The following is a 14,461-nucleotide window of genomic DNA, read 5'->3' as shown; positions in this document are numbered from 1 at the left end:
CGCACCGTCGCGCCGCCTGCCCGACGGCGCAAGACGCCGGCCTGGAACGGCTCGGTACTTACCCTGAGACCCACAGGCGCCACAACAAACAATTACAAAATTAAGTTTGGCGTAAGTAAGTCGTCAGACAGCCGTCAGTGTGTGCGCCTACCTTAGCGGCAGTTCCAGCACAAGGAACCTCGCATGGCTCCCTCGATACAGCCCTGCTGCCAGAACAAGGAGACAACATGAACACAACCGCCCATCCCGGGACGGCGACTCCCCGGGCCCCGCTTACACGCGAAGAGAAGCGCGTCATCCTGGCCTCGTCGCTGGGCACGGTCTTCGAGTGGTATGACTTCTATCTGTACGGCTCGCTGGCTGCGATCATCGCCGTGCATTTCTTCTCGGGCGTGAACCCCACCGCCGCCTTCATCTTCGCGCTGCTGGCCTTTGCCGCCGGCTTTGCGGTACGGCCCTTCGGCGCGCTGGTGTTCGGGCGCCTGGGCGACCTGGTCGGACGCAAGTACACCTTCCTGGTCACCATCGTGCTGATGGGCGCCTCGACCTTCCTGGTCGGCGTGCTGCCCACCTATGAGGCGATCGGCATCGCCGCGCCCATCATCCTCATCATCCTGCGCCTGCTGCAAGGCCTGGCGCTGGGCGGCGAGTACGGCGGCGCGGCCACCTACGTGGCCGAGCACGCGCCCCCCGGGCGGCGCGGCTTTTTCACCAGCTGGATCCAGACGACCGCCACCATGGGGCTGTTCATGTCGCTGCTGGTGATCCTGGGCGTGCGCACCATCGTGGGCGAAGAGGCCTTCCGCGCATGGGGCTGGCGCATCCCCTTCCTGATCTCGGTGGTGCTGCTGGGCATCTCGGTGTGGATCCGCCTGCAATTGCACGAATCGCCCGCCTTCAAGCGCATGAAGGAAGAAGGCAAGGGTTCGAAGTCGCCCATCAAGGAATCCTTCGGCAAGTGGCCCAACCTGCGCCTGGTGCTGCTGGCGCTGTTCGGCCTGGCGGCCGGCCAGGCCGTGGTCTGGTACACGGGCCAGTTCTATGCCCTGTTCTTCCTGACCCAGACCCTGAAGGTCGAGGCCAACGCCGCCAACATCATGATCGCGATCGCGCTGCTGCTGGCCACGCCCTTCTTCGTGTTCTGGGGCTGGCTGTCGGACAGGATCGGCCGCAAGCCCATCATCCTGGGCGGGTGCCTGATCGCGGCGCTGACCTACTTCCCGATCTTCCAGGCCATCACGCACTACGCCAACCCGGCGCTCGAGCGTGCCCAGGCCGAGGCGCCGGTCACCATCATCGCCGACCCCTCGACCTGCTCGTTCCAGTTCAACCCGGTGGGCACGGCCTCCTTCACCAGTTCCTGCGACATCGTCAAGTCGTTCATGGCCCGCAATTCCGTGAACTACGACAACCAGGCCGCTCCGGCCGGCTCGCTGGCACGGGTGCGCATCGGCACCGACGAATACGAGTCCTTCGAGGGCGCGGCGCTGAGCGCGGACGAGTTCAAGACCCGCACGGCCGAACTGAACGCGGCCCTGACCAAGGCGATCCGCGACCACGGCTATCCGGCCGCGGCCAATCCGGCCGAAATCAACCGGCCCATGGTGGTGCTGCTGCTCTTTATCCTGGTGCTGTACGTGACCATGGTCTATGGCCCCATTGCCGCCATGCTGGTCGAGATGTTCCCCACCCGCATCCGCTACACCTCCATGAGCCTGCCCTACCACATCGGCAACGGCTGGTTCGGCGGCTTCCTGCCCCCGGTGGCCTTCGCCGTGGTGGCCGCCACCGGCAATATCTACGACGGCCTGTGGTACCCGATCATCATCGCGGTGATGACCCTGGTGGTAGGCGCGCTGTTCGTGCGCGAAACCAAGGACAACGACATCAACGCCTGACCGGATCATTCCCCCGCTGGATGGGACTGCTGCGCTCATCCGGCTTTCGAGGCCCCCTTGTGGGGCCTTTTTTTTCTCATGGGCGCACCCGGCAAAAAAGCGGCCTGGCTGAAACAGCCAGGCCGTCACGGGAGCACACGATGCCGCGCTTTGAAAAGGCTCGCGGGGACGCGGTATCGGCGTCGGAATCCGGTCATGTTCCGCCAGGCACTGGGGGATCCTGCATGCCTGGGGAAAAAGCCATGGCCGCTTCCGAGCAGCCAGTCTAAGCCGGGCCGTCTGACTTTCGCCTGAACGCGCCGGGCGCGCGGGCGATGCCGCGCCGGCAGGGCCTAGCGGCGCATGCCCGCCCCGACGATCAAGGCGCCGGCCACGATGGCCGCGATGCTGGCCCAGGTCGGGATGAACACGGATTTCTCGGTTTCCGCAGTGGCCTTGACCGAGCCGATCTGCAGGACCGTCTCTTCGCTCGTGTAGTTGAAGCCCTTGTAGATCAGCGAGGCGGCGCCGGCAATGATCAGGATGGCGCCGATGATGACGGCGGGTTTCATGAGGCATCTCCTTGGGTGACGGGGTGCCGCAGAAGATACCCCGAGGCATGCCGGCCCGGGCGCATGCACACGTGACAGAACATGTCTGGCGCATGGCCGGCCATCAAGGGCCGCTCGTATAGAATCGGACCTTTTGCGCGCGACTGCCATGTGGTTCAAGAACCTGAAGATCTACCGCCTTTCCACCGCCTGGACCCTCTCGGCCGAGGCCCTGGCCGACAAGCTCGCGCCGGCTGCCTTCACGCCGGGCAACAACCTGCAGGCCCAGAGCCTGGGCTGGGTACCGGTGCGCGAAGGCGGACCGCTGGTGCACGCCGTGCGCGGCCAGCTGCTGCTGAGCCTGCGCGCCGAGAAGAAACTGCTGCCCAGCACGGTGGTCAACCAGGTCGCCCGGGCGCGGGCCCAGGACCTCGAAGCCCAGCAAGGCTTCAAGCCGGGCCGCAAGCAGATGAAGGAACTGAAGGAACAGGTCTTTGACGAATTGCTGCCGCGGGCCTTCAGCATCACGCGCGATACGGCGGTGTGGATCGACCCGGTCAACCACTGGCTGGTCATCGATGCGGCCGCAGCGGCCAAGGCCGACGAGGTGCTGGGCCTGCTGGCCAAAAGCATCGACCCGTTTCCGGCCGAGCCGCTGTACGTGGAGCAGTCGCCTTCGGCGGCGATGACGGGCTGGCTGGCCGGCGACGAAGCCCCCGCGAACTTCACCATCGACCAGGACACCGAACTGGCTGCCGGCGGCGACAGCCGCGCCGCCGTGCGCTATGTGCGCCACACGCCCGAGATCGAGGACCTGCGCCGCCATATCGCATCGGGCAAGCAGTGCACCCGCCTGGCCATGACCTGGGCCGACCGCATCTCCTTCGTGCTCACCGAAGGCCTGGACGTCAAGCGTGTCGCGCCCCAGGACGTGCTCAAGGAGAATGCCGACGCGGCCGGCCTGGCCGAGGACCAGCGCTTTGACTCTGACATGGCCCTGATGACCGGCGAACTGGCCAAGCTGCTGGACGATCTCGTCCAGGCCCTGGGCGGCGAGAAAAAATAGCCGCGCCGGGCCGCGCGCCTTACACGCCATTACAAAAGCGCGGCCCCGCCAGGGCGGGCCAGCCCGGCCCCAAGGCGGCGCGGCCCAAGGCGACGCGGTCCTAAGGCAGCGCTGCCTGGCCTTCGGACTGCATGCCCTGCCACGCGCAGCCTTGCCATGCCCCGTCCGGGGTTTGCAACTGCGCCTGCCAGGCATACCGGGCCGTGGCCATCGTGCCGTGGCATACCTGCTTGTAGAGCCTGAGCTCGAAATCGGCCCCGCGATACACCACCTGCGAGCCTTCGGCCTGGGGCGGCACATAGGGAAAAACGCGCGCCTGCGCGTTCAGGGGCTTGAAGCGGATACCCTGCGTCGTAATGCCGAACGCCCAGAAGGGTTCCTGGCCATGCGCCACCCAGACAAAGCCATCGAGCGGCTCGCTGCAATCGGGGCCTTCCGTGTGCATGCGCTCGATGCTTTCCAGCTCGATGCCGCCTTGCGCCGAGACCCGGCCCCAGCCGTCGAGGAAATAGGCGTCTTCGCCAGGCGCGAAGCCGTCCAGTTCGGCCCGTACCGCGCTGTCGGCCGCCACGGGCGCGGCGCTGGCGGCGCCGCACAGCATCCAGCCGGCGGACTTGCTGTAGACCCCGCGCAAACGCTCCGCAGGCAGGTCCGGGGGCAGTTCCGCAGACGGCGCCGGCCCGGGAACCGGCAAGGATTCGGCGCCGGGCGCAGGGGCCGGCGCCGGCGGGGCCGGCGGCACGGGCGCCGGGGGCTGGCTGGCACAGCCGGCCAATACGAGCAGGCCAACGACGAGACTGAGGCGGTTCATCATATGCGGTTCCTCTTTCTTCCCTATGCTTGGAGATTCTAGCTTGGCCGCGCACGCGCCTGCGCCACGCACTGTCAGCTTGTAACCGCTGGCATCGGCACGCCCTGCGCATGAACGGCCAGGAACAGACCCGGTCGTACAGGAAAAGATCCTCTGGCCGCCTTTGGCCACGCCACGAATCCAGCAACGATGCCCGAGAAGACAAACGCCCCTGCCCCGCCGCGTGCGTCCGCCCGCCCCGGCGCTCCGGGCCTGGGCCGGCGCCTGCTGCGCCTGGCCTGCTACGGCGTGCTGGCGTTGGCGATCTGGGGTGCCTGGCCGCTGCTGCCGCCCATCGCCAAGACGCCCTTCTATGCCTTGCGCCTGGCACTAAAGCCGGCGCCAGAGACCCTGCCCGTGCCGGTGCAAGGCGTACCGCCCGCCGCCCTGGCCGACACCTGGGGCGCGCCGCGCGGCAACGGCCGCCGCCACGAAGGCATAGACATCTTTGCGCCGCGCGGGCGCCCGGTACTGTCGGCCACCGAAGGCATCGTGACCCGCAAGGGCAGCAGCCCGCTGGGAGGCAACATCGTCTGGGTCATGGGCCCGGGGCGCCAGATGCATTACTACGCCCACCTGGACCGGCACGGCAGCGTCGAGCCGGGCGACCGCGTACAGGCCGGCACGCCCCTGGGCACGGTGGGCAACACGGGCAACGCCCGCGGCACCCCGCCGCACCTGCACTATGGGATCTACCAAGCCGGCGGCGCGATCAATCCCTATCCGCTGCTGCGCAACCCGCCCGTGCCGGCCCAGCCCGGTCCAGTGCAATAACACAAGGGCGAAGGCAAAGGGGCAAGGACGAACAAAGGGGGCAAGAACGCCGGGCTCGCCGCCTTGCGCCTGTGATGCACTGGACAGGCTGCAAAAACCTGGGCCAGGCTGCAAAAACAAAATGGCCCCGGATGGTTTTATCCGGGGCCATTTCTTAATGTGGTTGCGGGGACACGCTTTCGCACCCATCTATCCGTAAGTACCGGATTTTGTAGGGAGGAATTCCCGCTACACTGGGGCGGCTTCAACGCGGAGGCGTCTCTCAATGTGTTCCCACTACCAGGGCATCAGGAAGCGCGAGCAGATCGAGCGGTACTTCCGGGTCCGCGGCCAGCCCGTACCGCCGAGACTCGACATGTGGCCGCGATACACGGGGGAATTCATCCGCCGACCGCCGGAGCACGACGCCGGTGACGAGGCCGTGCCAGAGCGCGAGATCGTGCTGGGTCGATGGGGATTGGTGTCGGCGCTGACCCGCCAAGCCAATCTCGCCAAAGCGGAGAAGTTGAGCACGTTCAATGCGCGCTCCGAGACGGCCGCAACCTCCTACACGTTCGGCAACTCCTGGCGCAAGGGCCAGCGCTGCATCATCCCCGCTGAAAGCATCTTCGAGCCCGACTGGCGCAGTGGCAAAGCGGTGCCCACCGCGTTCCGCCGTGCCGACGGCGCCCCGCTTGGCATTGCAGGCCTGTGGGACCGCTACCGCAATACGGCCGGCGAATGGATCGACAGCTACACGATGCTCACGATCAACGCCGATCAGGATCCGCTATGGAGCCAGTACCACCGGCCCGGCGAGGAGAAAAGAAGCGTCGTGATCCTGACCGACGGCGCCTACGACGACTGGGTGAACGGTGCCGGCGACATCCGCGACTATCTGCGGCCCTACCCTTCGGGCCGGTTGATCGCCGAGCCCGTCCCCCGATAAACCCAGTCCGTCGCCGATTTTTCCCGGCATACACTGTATGTTCATACAGTGACATTGCCATGCAATTCAAACCCCCTCTGACTATTCACACCCTGCGCGAAATCAGCTCACGCACCCCGGCGGGCTCAGATGCTCGGGTGCTTCTTTGGGAGATCAAGCGCTTGCACGACCTGATAGTCAGGCTGGACTGGTGCGTCACGCAGACCCAGCTGCGCCTACTGAGAGAGGGCCAGTCGATGGACCCCACCGACATGGCGGCACGCGTCCTGAGCACCGAGCCGGCAGTGCTGGCAGCACGGGCGGAAAAGGAGAAGGAGCGAGCCGAAAGGCAACCACCCGGCTCAAGCTGGCACATACCGCCGCCAGGCACGCCACTGCCGGAAGAGATTGAACTCGGCGTAGCCAGGCATATGCGGAAGAATCCATAGGGTAACCCCTACCAAAAATCTTTTGCCAAATACATCCATTGGATGTATTATTCTCTGCATGGTGATCGACACCGATGCGCGCCTCGGCAAATCAGGGGCATGGAAAAGACATGACCTTCTACCGCCCGGAATATTTCGCGCAGAAGCGCGAGCAAATCTCCGCACTCAAAGCCAAAGCCGGGGGGCTGCTGAATCTCATCAGCCCCGAGGCTAGGGCGCTGCGCCGCGCCCTTGAGCCAATCGCCGTGGAGCATCTGGAATACACCGATTCGCAGCGAGCGGCCATCGCCAATGCCGTACATCAGGCTGCGACCGCAGCCGAGGACGACGCCACGTACCGCATGGCCAATGTGGTCGCCGCCTATGACGGGTCCCTCTACGCCGTACTCGATGGCCGCGCCTACCTCATGCCCGCCTGGCAGGACGGCGACAAAACTGGGGCCCCGCTGATCACTGCTGACGGCAAGGCCATCGTGAAATGGCTGCGAGACGATTACTGGACCGACGAGCGGCTGGAGGCTGCGGATGGAGATCAACCGCTGGGCGGCATCGATCCCAACGAAAAATTCTGCGGCGTGGCCACTCTGTGGGGCGGCCCGGATGCATGGGCTGTGATCTATCTGTCCACCGCCGGGCACATCGCCCTGCCCGAGCTCGGTGATATCGTCGCCTGATATGGCAAACCATCCCAACCGCAGCCGCCACCGTGCGGCTGCAAATCCTACTCCTGAGCAGGTGCGAGCCGCACGCGATGCTGCCGGACACACACAGACGGAGGCAGCCCGGACGATCGGCCTCACACTCGTGGCGTGGCAGCGATACGAGGCTGGCGAGCGCCGCATGCACCCGACGTACTGGGATGCCTATTTGCTGCGTACCGACCAGCACCCCACTCTGATACTCGCTGACCGCGGGCCAGCTCAATCTGATCAATCTACGACGTAGGACACACCAATGATCATCTCGGAAATCCGCGTAGGCGGACCATCCCCGTACCCTCGCCCCGGCGCCGAGGGCGCCCGACTGCTCGCCGATGGCTCGGGCCTCGTACTGCTGGTCGCGATGACCGGCTGGGCGGATACCGAGCTCACCGCAATTTCGGCCGCAACACCTGGTCGCGTGCACGCCATGCGCCGAGATAGGCTCCTGGTCACCGCGTGGGAGTTCGGACGCAACCTGGTGTTCGATGCGTGGACAGACATCGGCGCGGAACCCGCCGATCTACAAGAGCGGGTTGCTGGATGGATCGGCGAACAAGGTCGGCTCGCAGTCACCATTGTGGCCGTGGAGCTGGCCACGAACTCGATCGCGCATCTGCGCTACGCTAGCCTGCCCGGCAACGTTTCCGATGTGATGCGTGGCATCATCCGCGAGCAGATTCAGACCCCGATCGATATTGCCGCGTACAACCATGCTGTTAGTGCCGCGCTGACGGCACTGCCCTCAACGCAGGATGTGATCGCACGGTCGGCCGCGGCCGGCCGGCTAGGGACCTAATAAGCGCTGGCGGCAATCTAAGGGTTTCCCCTAATTCCTGCGCGCTTGCCAATTACATCCATTGTCTGCATGATTTCATCATGCGCTGACACATCAGCGCCCCGCGCCTCGGGGAAATACAGGGGCTGGAGAGTAAAAATGTTCAGCAACGCCAACATCGCGCAAATGGCTAATCATCCGCACCGGGCCGGCAGGCCCAGCCCCAGCCCCGAGGAGGTCCGCGCCGCCCGGGGCAGTGTCGGGCACACGCAAACCCAGGCCGCGAACACCGTATTCATCACGCTCAACGCGTGGCAACGCTACGAACAGGGAGACCGGCGAATGCCCCCCGGCCTGCGCGAACTGTACAGCCTGAAAACCGGCGCGCCGGTCTATGCCGTCTACGACACGGACGCGATCTACGGCGTGGGCGAATCCGTTGGCGCGGCCCTGCTGGACGCCGACATGGCCGGCCAGCTGGTGCCGCAATCTCACGATGATCGCTACCCCGATGGCGTAGTTGTAGACCTCACCGCAGCCCATCGCCTCTCGCCGGATTCGGAGGTCGCATTCGGACAGGCAAAGATGCGCCGATGCACTGTGCGGCTCTACCAACGGGTGCTGGCCAGCGGCGGCGGTGTTGCCGCATTCACGATCACACCGGCCGGCATGCTGGATATCGACGAGGACGATTGACGGGCCGCCGCCGCGCGGGCATAATTGCCCGCGTTCCCCGCCAAGCGGGGATGAACCACTCTTGTCGTCAATGCAAGAGACGTTCCCCGCCAAGCGGGGATGAACCATTTTAGTCGTCATTGCAAAGACGTTCCCTGCCTCGCGGGGTAGAAGGCCGCCGGATACCCTGGCGGCCTTTGTTTTTTGTGGGAATCAACGGCAAGCGGTCAGGGCGGCGCCGCCGGCCCGTAGACTCGATTTCAGTCGAGGCCGCGTATCGCATCGTACGCCCTTTCGCATGTCAGTCCGGCAATGCGGGCGCGGTCAGCCTGCGCAGCGTAGATTCCCGCCATCTCGTCAAGCTCCCCAAGCACGTCGGCGAGCACGCCGATGGGGTCGCCGGCTGGCGCGCCTGGCTGGGCAGTGCCGGGATTGCCGGGGGGGCGATGACGACGGGCGTACTCTGCGACTGCGTCGCGCACCCGGACATCCCCAGCAGCGCGCTCGCGCTCGATAGCAGCAGCAATTTCCTGGTCAGCCTCATTTCTGATTTCCTCGATTGCGGCCACGCGGGCCTGTTCCGCCGCCCTGTAGGCCGCCTGGGCGCGCTCGGCTCTCTGTGAATACTCTGCAAGCCTCTCTGCATGGTCGCGTTGCAGAGAGGCTATGCGCTCGCCGTAGCGCCATCCCTGCGCGGCCCCCACCAGGAGCCCACCGGCCACAGCCGCCGCGACGACGGGCAGCCAGCCGGGCAGGCCTCTCAGCCAGCCAATCATGGCGCCACCTCGTCGACGGCCTGTGCGTAGTAGCCGCCCCACTTGGCCCGCAGCCCCGCCCGCTGCGCCTCGGTGCCGCGCGTGTACGCCCCGGGCCGCCAGGTGCGCAGGTAGAGTTGCCAGGCGCCCTCCACGTCACCCACGTCGGGCAGCGCACGCGGGTCCGTCCAGAGCAGCAGCCGGGCGAACGCCGCGGCGAGCACGTCGTCCAGATGCAGGCAGTTGTAGACGTCGGTCTCGGTCGGCGACCACGCGCGCGCCGCGCACACCGCACGCGCATGGGCAGCACTCGCCGCGTGCCGCAGCACGCCACGCACCCCGCCACCGCGCTCGAACTGCCACAGGCCACGTGCGGCACCCATGCGCTCGGGGCGTGACGCGTCGAAGATCTGCCAGCGATGCCGAAAATCGGCCTCCTGGCCGCAGATCGCCAGGAGCATGACCCGCGCGCGCGGCGTGTCCATTTTCGCGGGCAGCAGCGCCAGGGCCGGATCAATGGCCAAGCGCGTTATCTCGGCCAGCGGGCCAGTGCGAAGCGGCGGCGGTTCGATGGCCAGCGGCGCTGCCGGCTCGGGCACGGGATCCGCCGGCTGCGGCTCCGCCTCCGGCGCACGGCGCAGGGCGTTGAGGATGTTGGCAAGCCAGCTCATGCTTGGACCCTCACGATGCGCGCGACGTTGCCCCGGGCGCGCCACACAAGCACGGACAGCACCACGGCCACTCCCGACGACCAGACCGAAGCCGTGGACGCGCCCAGCAGGATGCTCAGCGCCTCGGCGCCCGTGCAGACGATCAGCACGTAGGCCATGCACGAGATCAGCGGGCGGTAGCGTGCGCCCGCACGCTGGTATGCGAGCAGCCGGCCGGCGGTCGCAAGATTGGCCACCACCGCGATCAATACGATGATCTGTTCGAGCATGTCAGCCTCCTCGGCGGGTGAAGATCGACAGGTCCAGCGTCTTGATGCGCTCGGTCGCCCACAGCGCCAGCGTCACGATGAGAGCGGCCGCGGCAAACGCCGCAACGCCGGTCTCCTGCAGCGGCGTCTGGGCCACGATCTCCGGCGCGGTCAAATAGCCCATGACGAGCGAGATCAGCACGTGCACGGCCCGCACCAGCAGTCGCGGCTCCTTGCTGCTGATGGCGACCAGGGCCGCGCCAGCGAATGCGCCGATCAGCGCATTGCCATCGATGCCCGGCAGCAGCGTGGCAAGGCTCACGCCGGCGGCGGCTGCCGCGACGGCGGTAGGGGTAGTGGGGTCTGGCATCGTCCCTCCTCTGGACGCGATGGGTAAAAAAAAAGCCCGCTCGAGGGCGGGCATGGAAAGATTTTCAGGGGAAGCCATAGAGGCGCCGGATGAGCCGTTGCTCATACCCCCGTCATCGCCAGCAATTGCTCATGAGGCGGCCGCGTGCGGTACAGCCGCAGCCGGGATATGTAGGCCGTCACCTGGCCGCTCGCTGCCAGCTCGAGCCGGTTGAACAGCTGGGGACGAACAGCGGCCGTGGGGACATTCAGGAACCGCTGGCCGGCGGCATACGCCGCTAATCCGTCCGGGCCGTAGGCTGCTGCAACGCGGTTCGCCCCGCGTGCAGGCCAGGGCCCCACGCCGCTGGCCGCCACGGATGCACCATCGTTGTGAAACGTCACCGCCACGCCGCCAGTGCCCTGGCGGCGGATGTCGATTCGGTCCCCTCCGGACGGATTGGCGAGGCGGACCATGTTTGTGCTGTTGTTGCCCGGCGTCGCATCGAACTCGGCGGCGATGGCACCCTCGACGCGTCCTACGGCGTTCTCCCAGTCCCCACCTGCAAGTATCAGATCAGGCAGCCGCGTGACCTCGGATGCCCCGACGTCGATGAAGCTGGAGCACCGAGGCCCCACCTCAAATTGGGGCTCCCCGACCCAGAACGAGGACACGCCGTCGCCGCTGTATCCTGACGTCACGACACGTACCCTCATGGGCGTCGTGCCCGTTACGGTATCGAAGTTCTCCAGCTTTGCGAGCCAGACGCCGTCGGCCATCGCAGTCACTGATAGCCGAATCGAGCTGTCCCCGCCGTTAAACACCGCAAGTACCTGGCCCGTTATCAGGTTGAATGCTATCGACGCGCGCCGGTCAGCGGCCCCTGAAAATGCCTCGACGCGTAGCTGGTTGAACCCGTCGGCTTTCACCGCAACTTGCGCAGAGCACCGAGTGCCCACAGCCAGCCTGTTCACGGGTATTGAACCTGAGTCGACATAGTGCCCAGGATCCCCCTCGTTAGGGGTAACGCGGTACATGGCTACGCCGGCATGGACGGTACGGGTCAATGACCAGTAGCCGGCCATCCTGGACACCTGGAACGGTGTGCCATTGGCGTACTGCATCAGCAGCTGCGTAGCCTGGTGTTCCAGGCGCAGAGCGCCACCCTCGAAAACCGGCGTGTTCGGCGCAGCGGTGCGGCGCACGCCAGCATCGATATACGTCGTAGGGCTGGCGCGCAGCGCGGTCCACCCGGCCGGCAGCTCACCGCGCCCGAAATCGAATTCGGTCATGCTCGGGTCGCGCCAGCGCGCCAGGGTCGATACAGGTCCGAGAACAGCCATTTACTGGCCCTCCCGGGTATTGACACCGAGGAGTTTCCAGGGTACCCCCCCCCCCCGCATTTCACGATACGGAAAATTTGCATAATGTCGGCTCCCTCGTCACAGCCAAAACCGCCGCGCCGGCGTGGCGGGCGGGTCGATCACAGGCAGTTGCGTCAGCTGCTCCGCTGACAGCTCGCCGAGCAGATTCGCGTGCCAGCCGGGCACGGCTGCGTACACCGGCTGCTCAACGACTTCGCCGCCGACCTCGATCTGCTCGGTCTGGCCAGTGCTGCGGTAGATCTGGCCGACCATGTCCAAGGCCAGGCCTGCGGCCACGACCAGCTCGTCGCCGTCCGGCACGAGTACGCCAGCAGCGATCAGGGCGGACTGCATTTCCGCCTCGGTCGCGGTTCGAATGTAGTAGGTGGTCATGCTGTGATCGCCTCCAGTGCGGAATCGGATAGAAGGTGCCGGTACAGGCGGATGCGCCGCAGCCGTCCGTAGTTGTTCGAGCTGTGCGGGACCATGATTTCGCGCAGATTTGCCGGGGTCCACGCCGACAGCGGGCGTGTCGAGGCCAGCGTGATTGCGCCGCCCGAAACGAACTTCAGATCGGGGATGCCCCAGCCGAAGGCAGCACGGTTGAACTCCTGGCCAGGCGGCCAATAGCCCGAGCCGTTGGAGATCTCGGTACCGCCGGCGGCGTTCCGGACAATCGTCGCCGTGCGCCCTTCGGTAACCTGGCGCCGGATCTCTATCCGATTGCCGGCGGCCGCTTCGCCCTCTCGCAGGGAAATGAATACGTTGACCCCGCGAGGGTTGCTGGTGAAGTCCGCCACCAGCGTTCCCGGGTTCACCCCCCAGGGCTGGTCAAGAGTGAGCAAGGCGATGTCGCGCAGCCGGGTAATCGCCCCCGCAGTCTCGTTGGGAATGAAGCTCGTGCACTCCGGGCCAATCTCAATCTGCGCACCGCCAACCCACAAGCCGTCAACCTCGTTGCCATCAAACGAGTTCTGGAAATCCGGCGTCTGGGCAAGGACGCGCATATGCGAAGACGTGGGCCCATCGACCCTGGCGACGTTGTTCATGCGGATGCGAAACACACCATCTGCAAGGCGCGTTACATCGACCGTGCCGGTGCCCTGATCCCCGCCAGTGCCTACAATGTCCCCGGATGTCAAATCCACAAGGGCATGGAAATAGCCGGTGCCCAGGTACATTTCTACCCGGCATTGACTCAGGCCCCCCGCCTTCACACACACTTGCCCCGAGAGGACCGTGCCAACCGCAATCGTGCCAGTCGGCACGGTCGCGCTGTTCACGTAGTGGGAGTTGTAGCCCGCGGTAGCGGCCCACCTGCGCATAGTCATGCCTGCGAACGCGCCCCACTCTCTTAAGATCGCGCGCGTGGTAGTCCAGGTCATAATGTCCTGGCCGGCGTTGCGCTGGATGTAGTTGGTGCGCTGCGGTTCGAGCCGCAACGCTCCGTCCTCGAAAACAGGCTCGTTCTGGGCCGCCGTCTTCAGCGCCCCACCGTCGATATACGTGGCCAGGCTGCCACGCGTGAACGTCCAGCCCGCGGGCATCTCGCCTTGGGTGAAATCGAAATCGAGCACCTGCGGGTCGCGGAACCGCGCCAGGATCGATACTGGCCCCATCGCGCTCATGCATATACCCCTGTCGCAATGAAATGCACCGCGCCTCGCGCGCGGACCTGAAGCACATCGCCGGCGCCCAACACGGCCACGGGCACAAGCCGCCGCGATGCCCCCTCTTCGACCACTTCTTCGGCGACAAGCCAGGATTCGCCGCCGCCGCTGCGGCTGATGCGCACCGATACGACGGCATCCCCCATCGACAGGTTGGCGGCGAGCAGCCCCGACACGGTTGCAGCCTGGTCTACGATGGTCGCCCAGGCGTCGGCGCCGGCCTGGACTGCCAGACTGAACTGCCGACTCGATATCGTCTCGGCGCCCATCGCCCGCCAATCCACGGCCGCTTGGCTGCGCACCTCAACCGCATCGCCCGCCAGCAATGGGAAAACCGGCAACCGCAAGCGCGTGCTCTGGCTACCCTGGCCGCCAGGCAGCAGGTCCTCCGGCACGATAGTGATACGCGCCGACCCCCGCCGCAAGCAAACGCTGATCGGCGTGTCCTGGGAAGAGCGGTTCGTCGCGGCAATCGAGGTCAGCACCACAGGCCCGCTGGCCAGCGCGGTCCAGACGCCGCCGCTGGTACTGGCCGCTCGGCTGATCTCAACGAGCGCCATTAGCGGCCTCCGGGCCGTCGGCCACCGCGCCGCCCGAAGTGGTAGCGCCTTGGGCGCGCGCGTCGGCCACCAGGCGCTCGATTTCCATGAGCACCGCGGAGTAGATGCCGTTGGCCAGCTCCTGCGTCAGCTTGTTGCCGATGTTGCCGGCGATGATTTCCTGAATGCGCTTCATGAAATGCTCCTTGTGAAAATGACGAAAAACGGGAAGGCCTGGCG

At 66.0% G+C, this 14,461-nt stretch carries 20 protein-coding genes; 9 read left to right on the top strand and 11 right to left on the bottom strand.

The window, feature by feature from the left end:
• Positions 1-227 precede the first annotated feature (227 nt).
• The gene (locus tag V8Z80_RS08685) at positions 228-1,898 is read left to right on the top strand and encodes an MFS transporter (protein WP_336061740.1); all 1,671 of its coding nucleotides are present in this window, start codon (positions 228-230) and stop codon (positions 1,896-1,898) included.
• A 332-nt stretch (positions 1,899-2,230) separates the two neighbouring features.
• On the opposite strand, the gene V8Z80_RS08680 is transcribed toward V8Z80_RS08685, so the two are convergent.
• Positions 2,231-2,449 (bottom strand): hypothetical protein, encoded by a 219-nt coding sequence (locus V8Z80_RS08680; protein ID WP_155195248.1) that lies wholly within the window; start codon positions 2,447-2,449, stop codon positions 2,231-2,233.
• Positions 2,450-2,597: 148 nt separating this feature from the next.
• On the opposite strand from V8Z80_RS08680, the gene V8Z80_RS08675 reads away from it, so the two are divergent.
• Positions 2,598-3,494, top strand: a complete 897-nt coding sequence (locus V8Z80_RS08675; protein ID WP_155195295.1) for a recombination-associated protein RdgC — start codon at positions 2,598-2,600, stop codon at positions 3,492-3,494.
• A gap of 100 nt (positions 3,495-3,594) precedes the next feature.
• On the opposite strand, the gene V8Z80_RS08670 is transcribed toward V8Z80_RS08675, so the two are convergent.
• Positions 3,595-4,308 (bottom strand): COG3650 family protein, encoded by a 714-nt coding sequence (locus tag V8Z80_RS08670; RefSeq protein ID WP_155195249.1) that lies wholly within the window; start codon positions 4,306-4,308, stop codon positions 3,595-3,597.
• 186 nt (positions 4,309-4,494) lie between these two features.
• Between V8Z80_RS08670 and V8Z80_RS08665 the strand changes: the two genes are divergently transcribed.
• The 7 genes from V8Z80_RS08665 (at position 4,495) to V8Z80_RS08635 (ending at position 8,646) form a co-directional block, all read left to right on the top strand.
• Positions 4,495-5,118 (top strand): M23 family metallopeptidase, encoded by a 624-nt coding sequence (locus V8Z80_RS08665; protein WP_155195250.1) that lies wholly within the window; start codon positions 4,495-4,497, stop codon positions 5,116-5,118.
• A gap of 265 nt (positions 5,119-5,383) precedes the next feature.
• Positions 5,384-6,046 (top strand): SOS response-associated peptidase, encoded by a 663-nt coding sequence (locus V8Z80_RS08660; RefSeq protein WP_336061739.1) that lies wholly within the window; start codon positions 5,384-5,386, stop codon positions 6,044-6,046.
• A gap of 59 nt (positions 6,047-6,105) precedes the next feature.
• Positions 6,106-6,474, top strand: a complete 369-nt coding sequence (locus tag V8Z80_RS08655) for a hypothetical protein (protein ID WP_336061738.1) — start codon at positions 6,106-6,108, stop codon at positions 6,472-6,474.
• 110 nt (positions 6,475-6,584) lie between these two features.
• Positions 6,585-7,148 carry a hypothetical protein gene (locus V8Z80_RS08650; protein ID WP_336061737.1) on the top strand — a complete coding sequence of 188 codons (564 nt, stop codon included), beginning with the start codon at positions 6,585-6,587 and terminating at the stop codon, positions 7,146-7,148.
• Position 7,149: 1 nt separating this feature from the next.
• Positions 7,150-7,419, top strand: coding sequence for a helix-turn-helix domain-containing protein (locus V8Z80_RS08645; protein WP_336061736.1), 270 nt, complete (start codon positions 7,150-7,152; stop codon positions 7,417-7,419).
• 9 nt (positions 7,420-7,428) lie between these two features.
• Positions 7,429-7,971 (top strand): hypothetical protein, encoded by a 543-nt coding sequence (locus V8Z80_RS08640; RefSeq protein WP_336061735.1) that lies wholly within the window; start codon positions 7,429-7,431, stop codon positions 7,969-7,971.
• Between the two features lie 138 nt (positions 7,972-8,109).
• The gene (locus tag V8Z80_RS08635; RefSeq protein WP_336061734.1) at positions 8,110-8,646 is read left to right on the top strand and encodes a hypothetical protein; all 537 of its coding nucleotides are present in this window, start codon (positions 8,110-8,112) and stop codon (positions 8,644-8,646) included.
• Positions 8,647-8,885: 239 nt separating this feature from the next.
• Here V8Z80_RS08635 and V8Z80_RS08630 read toward each other — a convergent pair whose 3' ends face one another.
• From V8Z80_RS08630 to V8Z80_RS08590, 9 genes are all read right to left on the bottom strand, one after another.
• The gene (locus V8Z80_RS08630; RefSeq protein ID WP_336061733.1) at positions 8,886-9,401 is read right to left on the bottom strand and encodes a DUF2514 family protein; all 516 of its coding nucleotides are present in this window, start codon (positions 9,399-9,401) and stop codon (positions 8,886-8,888) included.
• Positions 9,398-9,865 (bottom strand): hypothetical protein, encoded by a 468-nt coding sequence (locus tag V8Z80_RS08625; protein WP_442951954.1) that lies wholly within the window; start codon positions 9,863-9,865, stop codon positions 9,398-9,400. The genes V8Z80_RS08630 and V8Z80_RS08625 overlap by 4 nt, the downstream gene beginning before the upstream one ends.
• A gap of 182 nt (positions 9,866-10,047) precedes the next feature.
• The gene (locus V8Z80_RS08620) at positions 10,048-10,320 is read right to left on the bottom strand and encodes a phage holin family protein (RefSeq protein ID WP_336061731.1); all 273 of its coding nucleotides are present in this window, start codon (positions 10,318-10,320) and stop codon (positions 10,048-10,050) included.
• Between the two features lies 1 nt (position 10,321).
• Positions 10,322-10,669: a putative holin gene (locus tag V8Z80_RS08615; RefSeq protein ID WP_336061730.1), complete on the bottom strand. Its 348-nt coding sequence runs from the start codon at positions 10,667-10,669 to the stop codon at positions 10,322-10,324.
• A 101-nt stretch (positions 10,670-10,770) separates the two neighbouring features.
• Positions 10,771-11,940, bottom strand: a complete 1,170-nt coding sequence (locus V8Z80_RS08610; RefSeq protein ID WP_336061729.1) for a phage head spike fiber domain-containing protein — start codon at positions 11,938-11,940, stop codon at positions 10,771-10,773.
• A gap of 150 nt (positions 11,941-12,090) precedes the next feature.
• Entirely contained in the window at positions 12,091-12,405 is a 315-nt protein-coding gene (locus V8Z80_RS08605) for a hypothetical protein (protein WP_336061728.1), read from the bottom strand.
• Positions 12,402-13,640: a phage head spike fiber domain-containing protein gene (locus V8Z80_RS08600; protein WP_336061727.1), complete on the bottom strand. Its 1,239-nt coding sequence runs from the start codon at positions 13,638-13,640 to the stop codon at positions 12,402-12,404. Before V8Z80_RS08600 ends, V8Z80_RS08605 begins: the two co-directional genes overlap by 4 nt.
• Positions 13,637-14,242: a hypothetical protein gene (locus tag V8Z80_RS08595; protein ID WP_336061726.1), complete on the bottom strand. Its 606-nt coding sequence runs from the start codon at positions 14,240-14,242 to the stop codon at positions 13,637-13,639. The genes V8Z80_RS08600 and V8Z80_RS08595 overlap by 4 nt, the downstream gene beginning before the upstream one ends.
• Complete coding sequence (locus V8Z80_RS08590) at positions 14,229-14,417, bottom strand: hypothetical protein (RefSeq protein WP_336061725.1); 189 nt, start codon at positions 14,415-14,417, stop codon at positions 14,229-14,231. The genes V8Z80_RS08595 and V8Z80_RS08590 overlap by 14 nt, the downstream gene beginning before the upstream one ends.
• Positions 14,418-14,461: the final 44 nt, after the last annotated feature.

The organism is Orrella sp. JC864 (assembly GCF_037026685.1).
In the GTDB taxonomy this organism is placed as follows: Bacteria; Pseudomonadota; Gammaproteobacteria; order Burkholderiales; family Burkholderiaceae_B; genus Orrella.
Note: the sequence above shows the minus strand (reverse complement) of the source record. Positions and strands in the feature narration are given on the sequence as shown.

What these genes read in the sequence shown, in the direction of transcription:
- V8Z80_RS08685 (WP_336061740.1), top strand. Translation starts at nt 228, where the DNA reads ATGAACACAACCGCCCATCCCGGGACGGCGACTCCCCGGGCCCCGCTT.
- V8Z80_RS08680 (WP_155195248.1), bottom strand. Translation starts at nt 2,449, where the DNA reads ATGAAACCCGCCGTCATCATCGGCGCCATCCTGATCATTGCCGGCGCC.
- V8Z80_RS08675 (WP_155195295.1), top strand. Translation starts at nt 2,598, where the DNA reads ATGTGGTTCAAGAACCTGAAGATCTACCGCCTTTCCACCGCCTGGACC.
- V8Z80_RS08670 (WP_155195249.1), bottom strand. Translation starts at nt 4,308, where the DNA reads ATGATGAACCGCCTCAGTCTCGTCGTTGGCCTGCTCGTATTGGCCGGC.
- V8Z80_RS08665 (WP_155195250.1), top strand. Translation starts at nt 4,495, where the DNA reads ATGCCCGAGAAGACAAACGCCCCTGCCCCGCCGCGTGCGTCCGCCCGC.
- V8Z80_RS08660 (WP_336061739.1), top strand. Translation starts at nt 5,384, where the DNA reads ATGTGTTCCCACTACCAGGGCATCAGGAAGCGCGAGCAGATCGAGCGG.
- V8Z80_RS08655 (WP_336061738.1), top strand. Translation starts at nt 6,106, where the DNA reads ATGCAATTCAAACCCCCTCTGACTATTCACACCCTGCGCGAAATCAGC.
- V8Z80_RS08650 (WP_336061737.1), top strand. Translation starts at nt 6,585, where the DNA reads ATGACCTTCTACCGCCCGGAATATTTCGCGCAGAAGCGCGAGCAAATC.
- V8Z80_RS08645 (WP_336061736.1), top strand. Translation starts at nt 7,150, where the DNA reads ATGGCAAACCATCCCAACCGCAGCCGCCACCGTGCGGCTGCAAATCCT.
- V8Z80_RS08640 (WP_336061735.1), top strand. Translation starts at nt 7,429, where the DNA reads ATGATCATCTCGGAAATCCGCGTAGGCGGACCATCCCCGTACCCTCGC.
- V8Z80_RS08635 (WP_336061734.1), top strand. Translation starts at nt 8,110, where the DNA reads ATGTTCAGCAACGCCAACATCGCGCAAATGGCTAATCATCCGCACCGG.
- V8Z80_RS08630 (WP_336061733.1), bottom strand. Translation starts at nt 9,401, where the DNA reads ATGATTGGCTGGCTGAGAGGCCTGCCCGGCTGGCTGCCCGTCGTCGCG.
- V8Z80_RS08625 (WP_442951954.1), bottom strand. Translation starts at nt 9,865, where the DNA reads ATGGACACGCCGCGCGCGCGGGTCATGCTCCTGGCGATCTGCGGCCAG.
- V8Z80_RS08620 (WP_336061731.1), bottom strand. Translation starts at nt 10,320, where the DNA reads ATGCTCGAACAGATCATCGTATTGATCGCGGTGGTGGCCAATCTTGCG.
- V8Z80_RS08615 (WP_336061730.1), bottom strand. Translation starts at nt 10,669, where the DNA reads ATGCCAGACCCCACTACCCCTACCGCCGTCGCGGCAGCCGCCGCCGGC.
- V8Z80_RS08610 (WP_336061729.1), bottom strand. Translation starts at nt 11,940, where the DNA reads ATGACCGAATTCGATTTCGGGCGCGGTGAGCTGCCGGCCGGGTGGACC.
- V8Z80_RS08605 (WP_336061728.1), bottom strand. Translation starts at nt 12,405, where the DNA reads ATGACCACCTACTACATTCGAACCGCGACCGAGGCGGAAATGCAGTCC.
- V8Z80_RS08600 (WP_336061727.1), bottom strand. Translation starts at nt 13,640, where the DNA reads ATGAGCGCGATGGGGCCAGTATCGATCCTGGCGCGGTTCCGCGACCCG.
- V8Z80_RS08595 (WP_336061726.1), bottom strand. Translation starts at nt 14,242, where the DNA reads ATGGCGCTCGTTGAGATCAGCCGAGCGGCCAGTACCAGCGGCGGCGTC.
- V8Z80_RS08590 (WP_336061725.1), bottom strand. Translation starts at nt 14,417, where the DNA reads ATGAAGCGCATTCAGGAAATCATCGCCGGCAACATCGGCAACAAGCTG.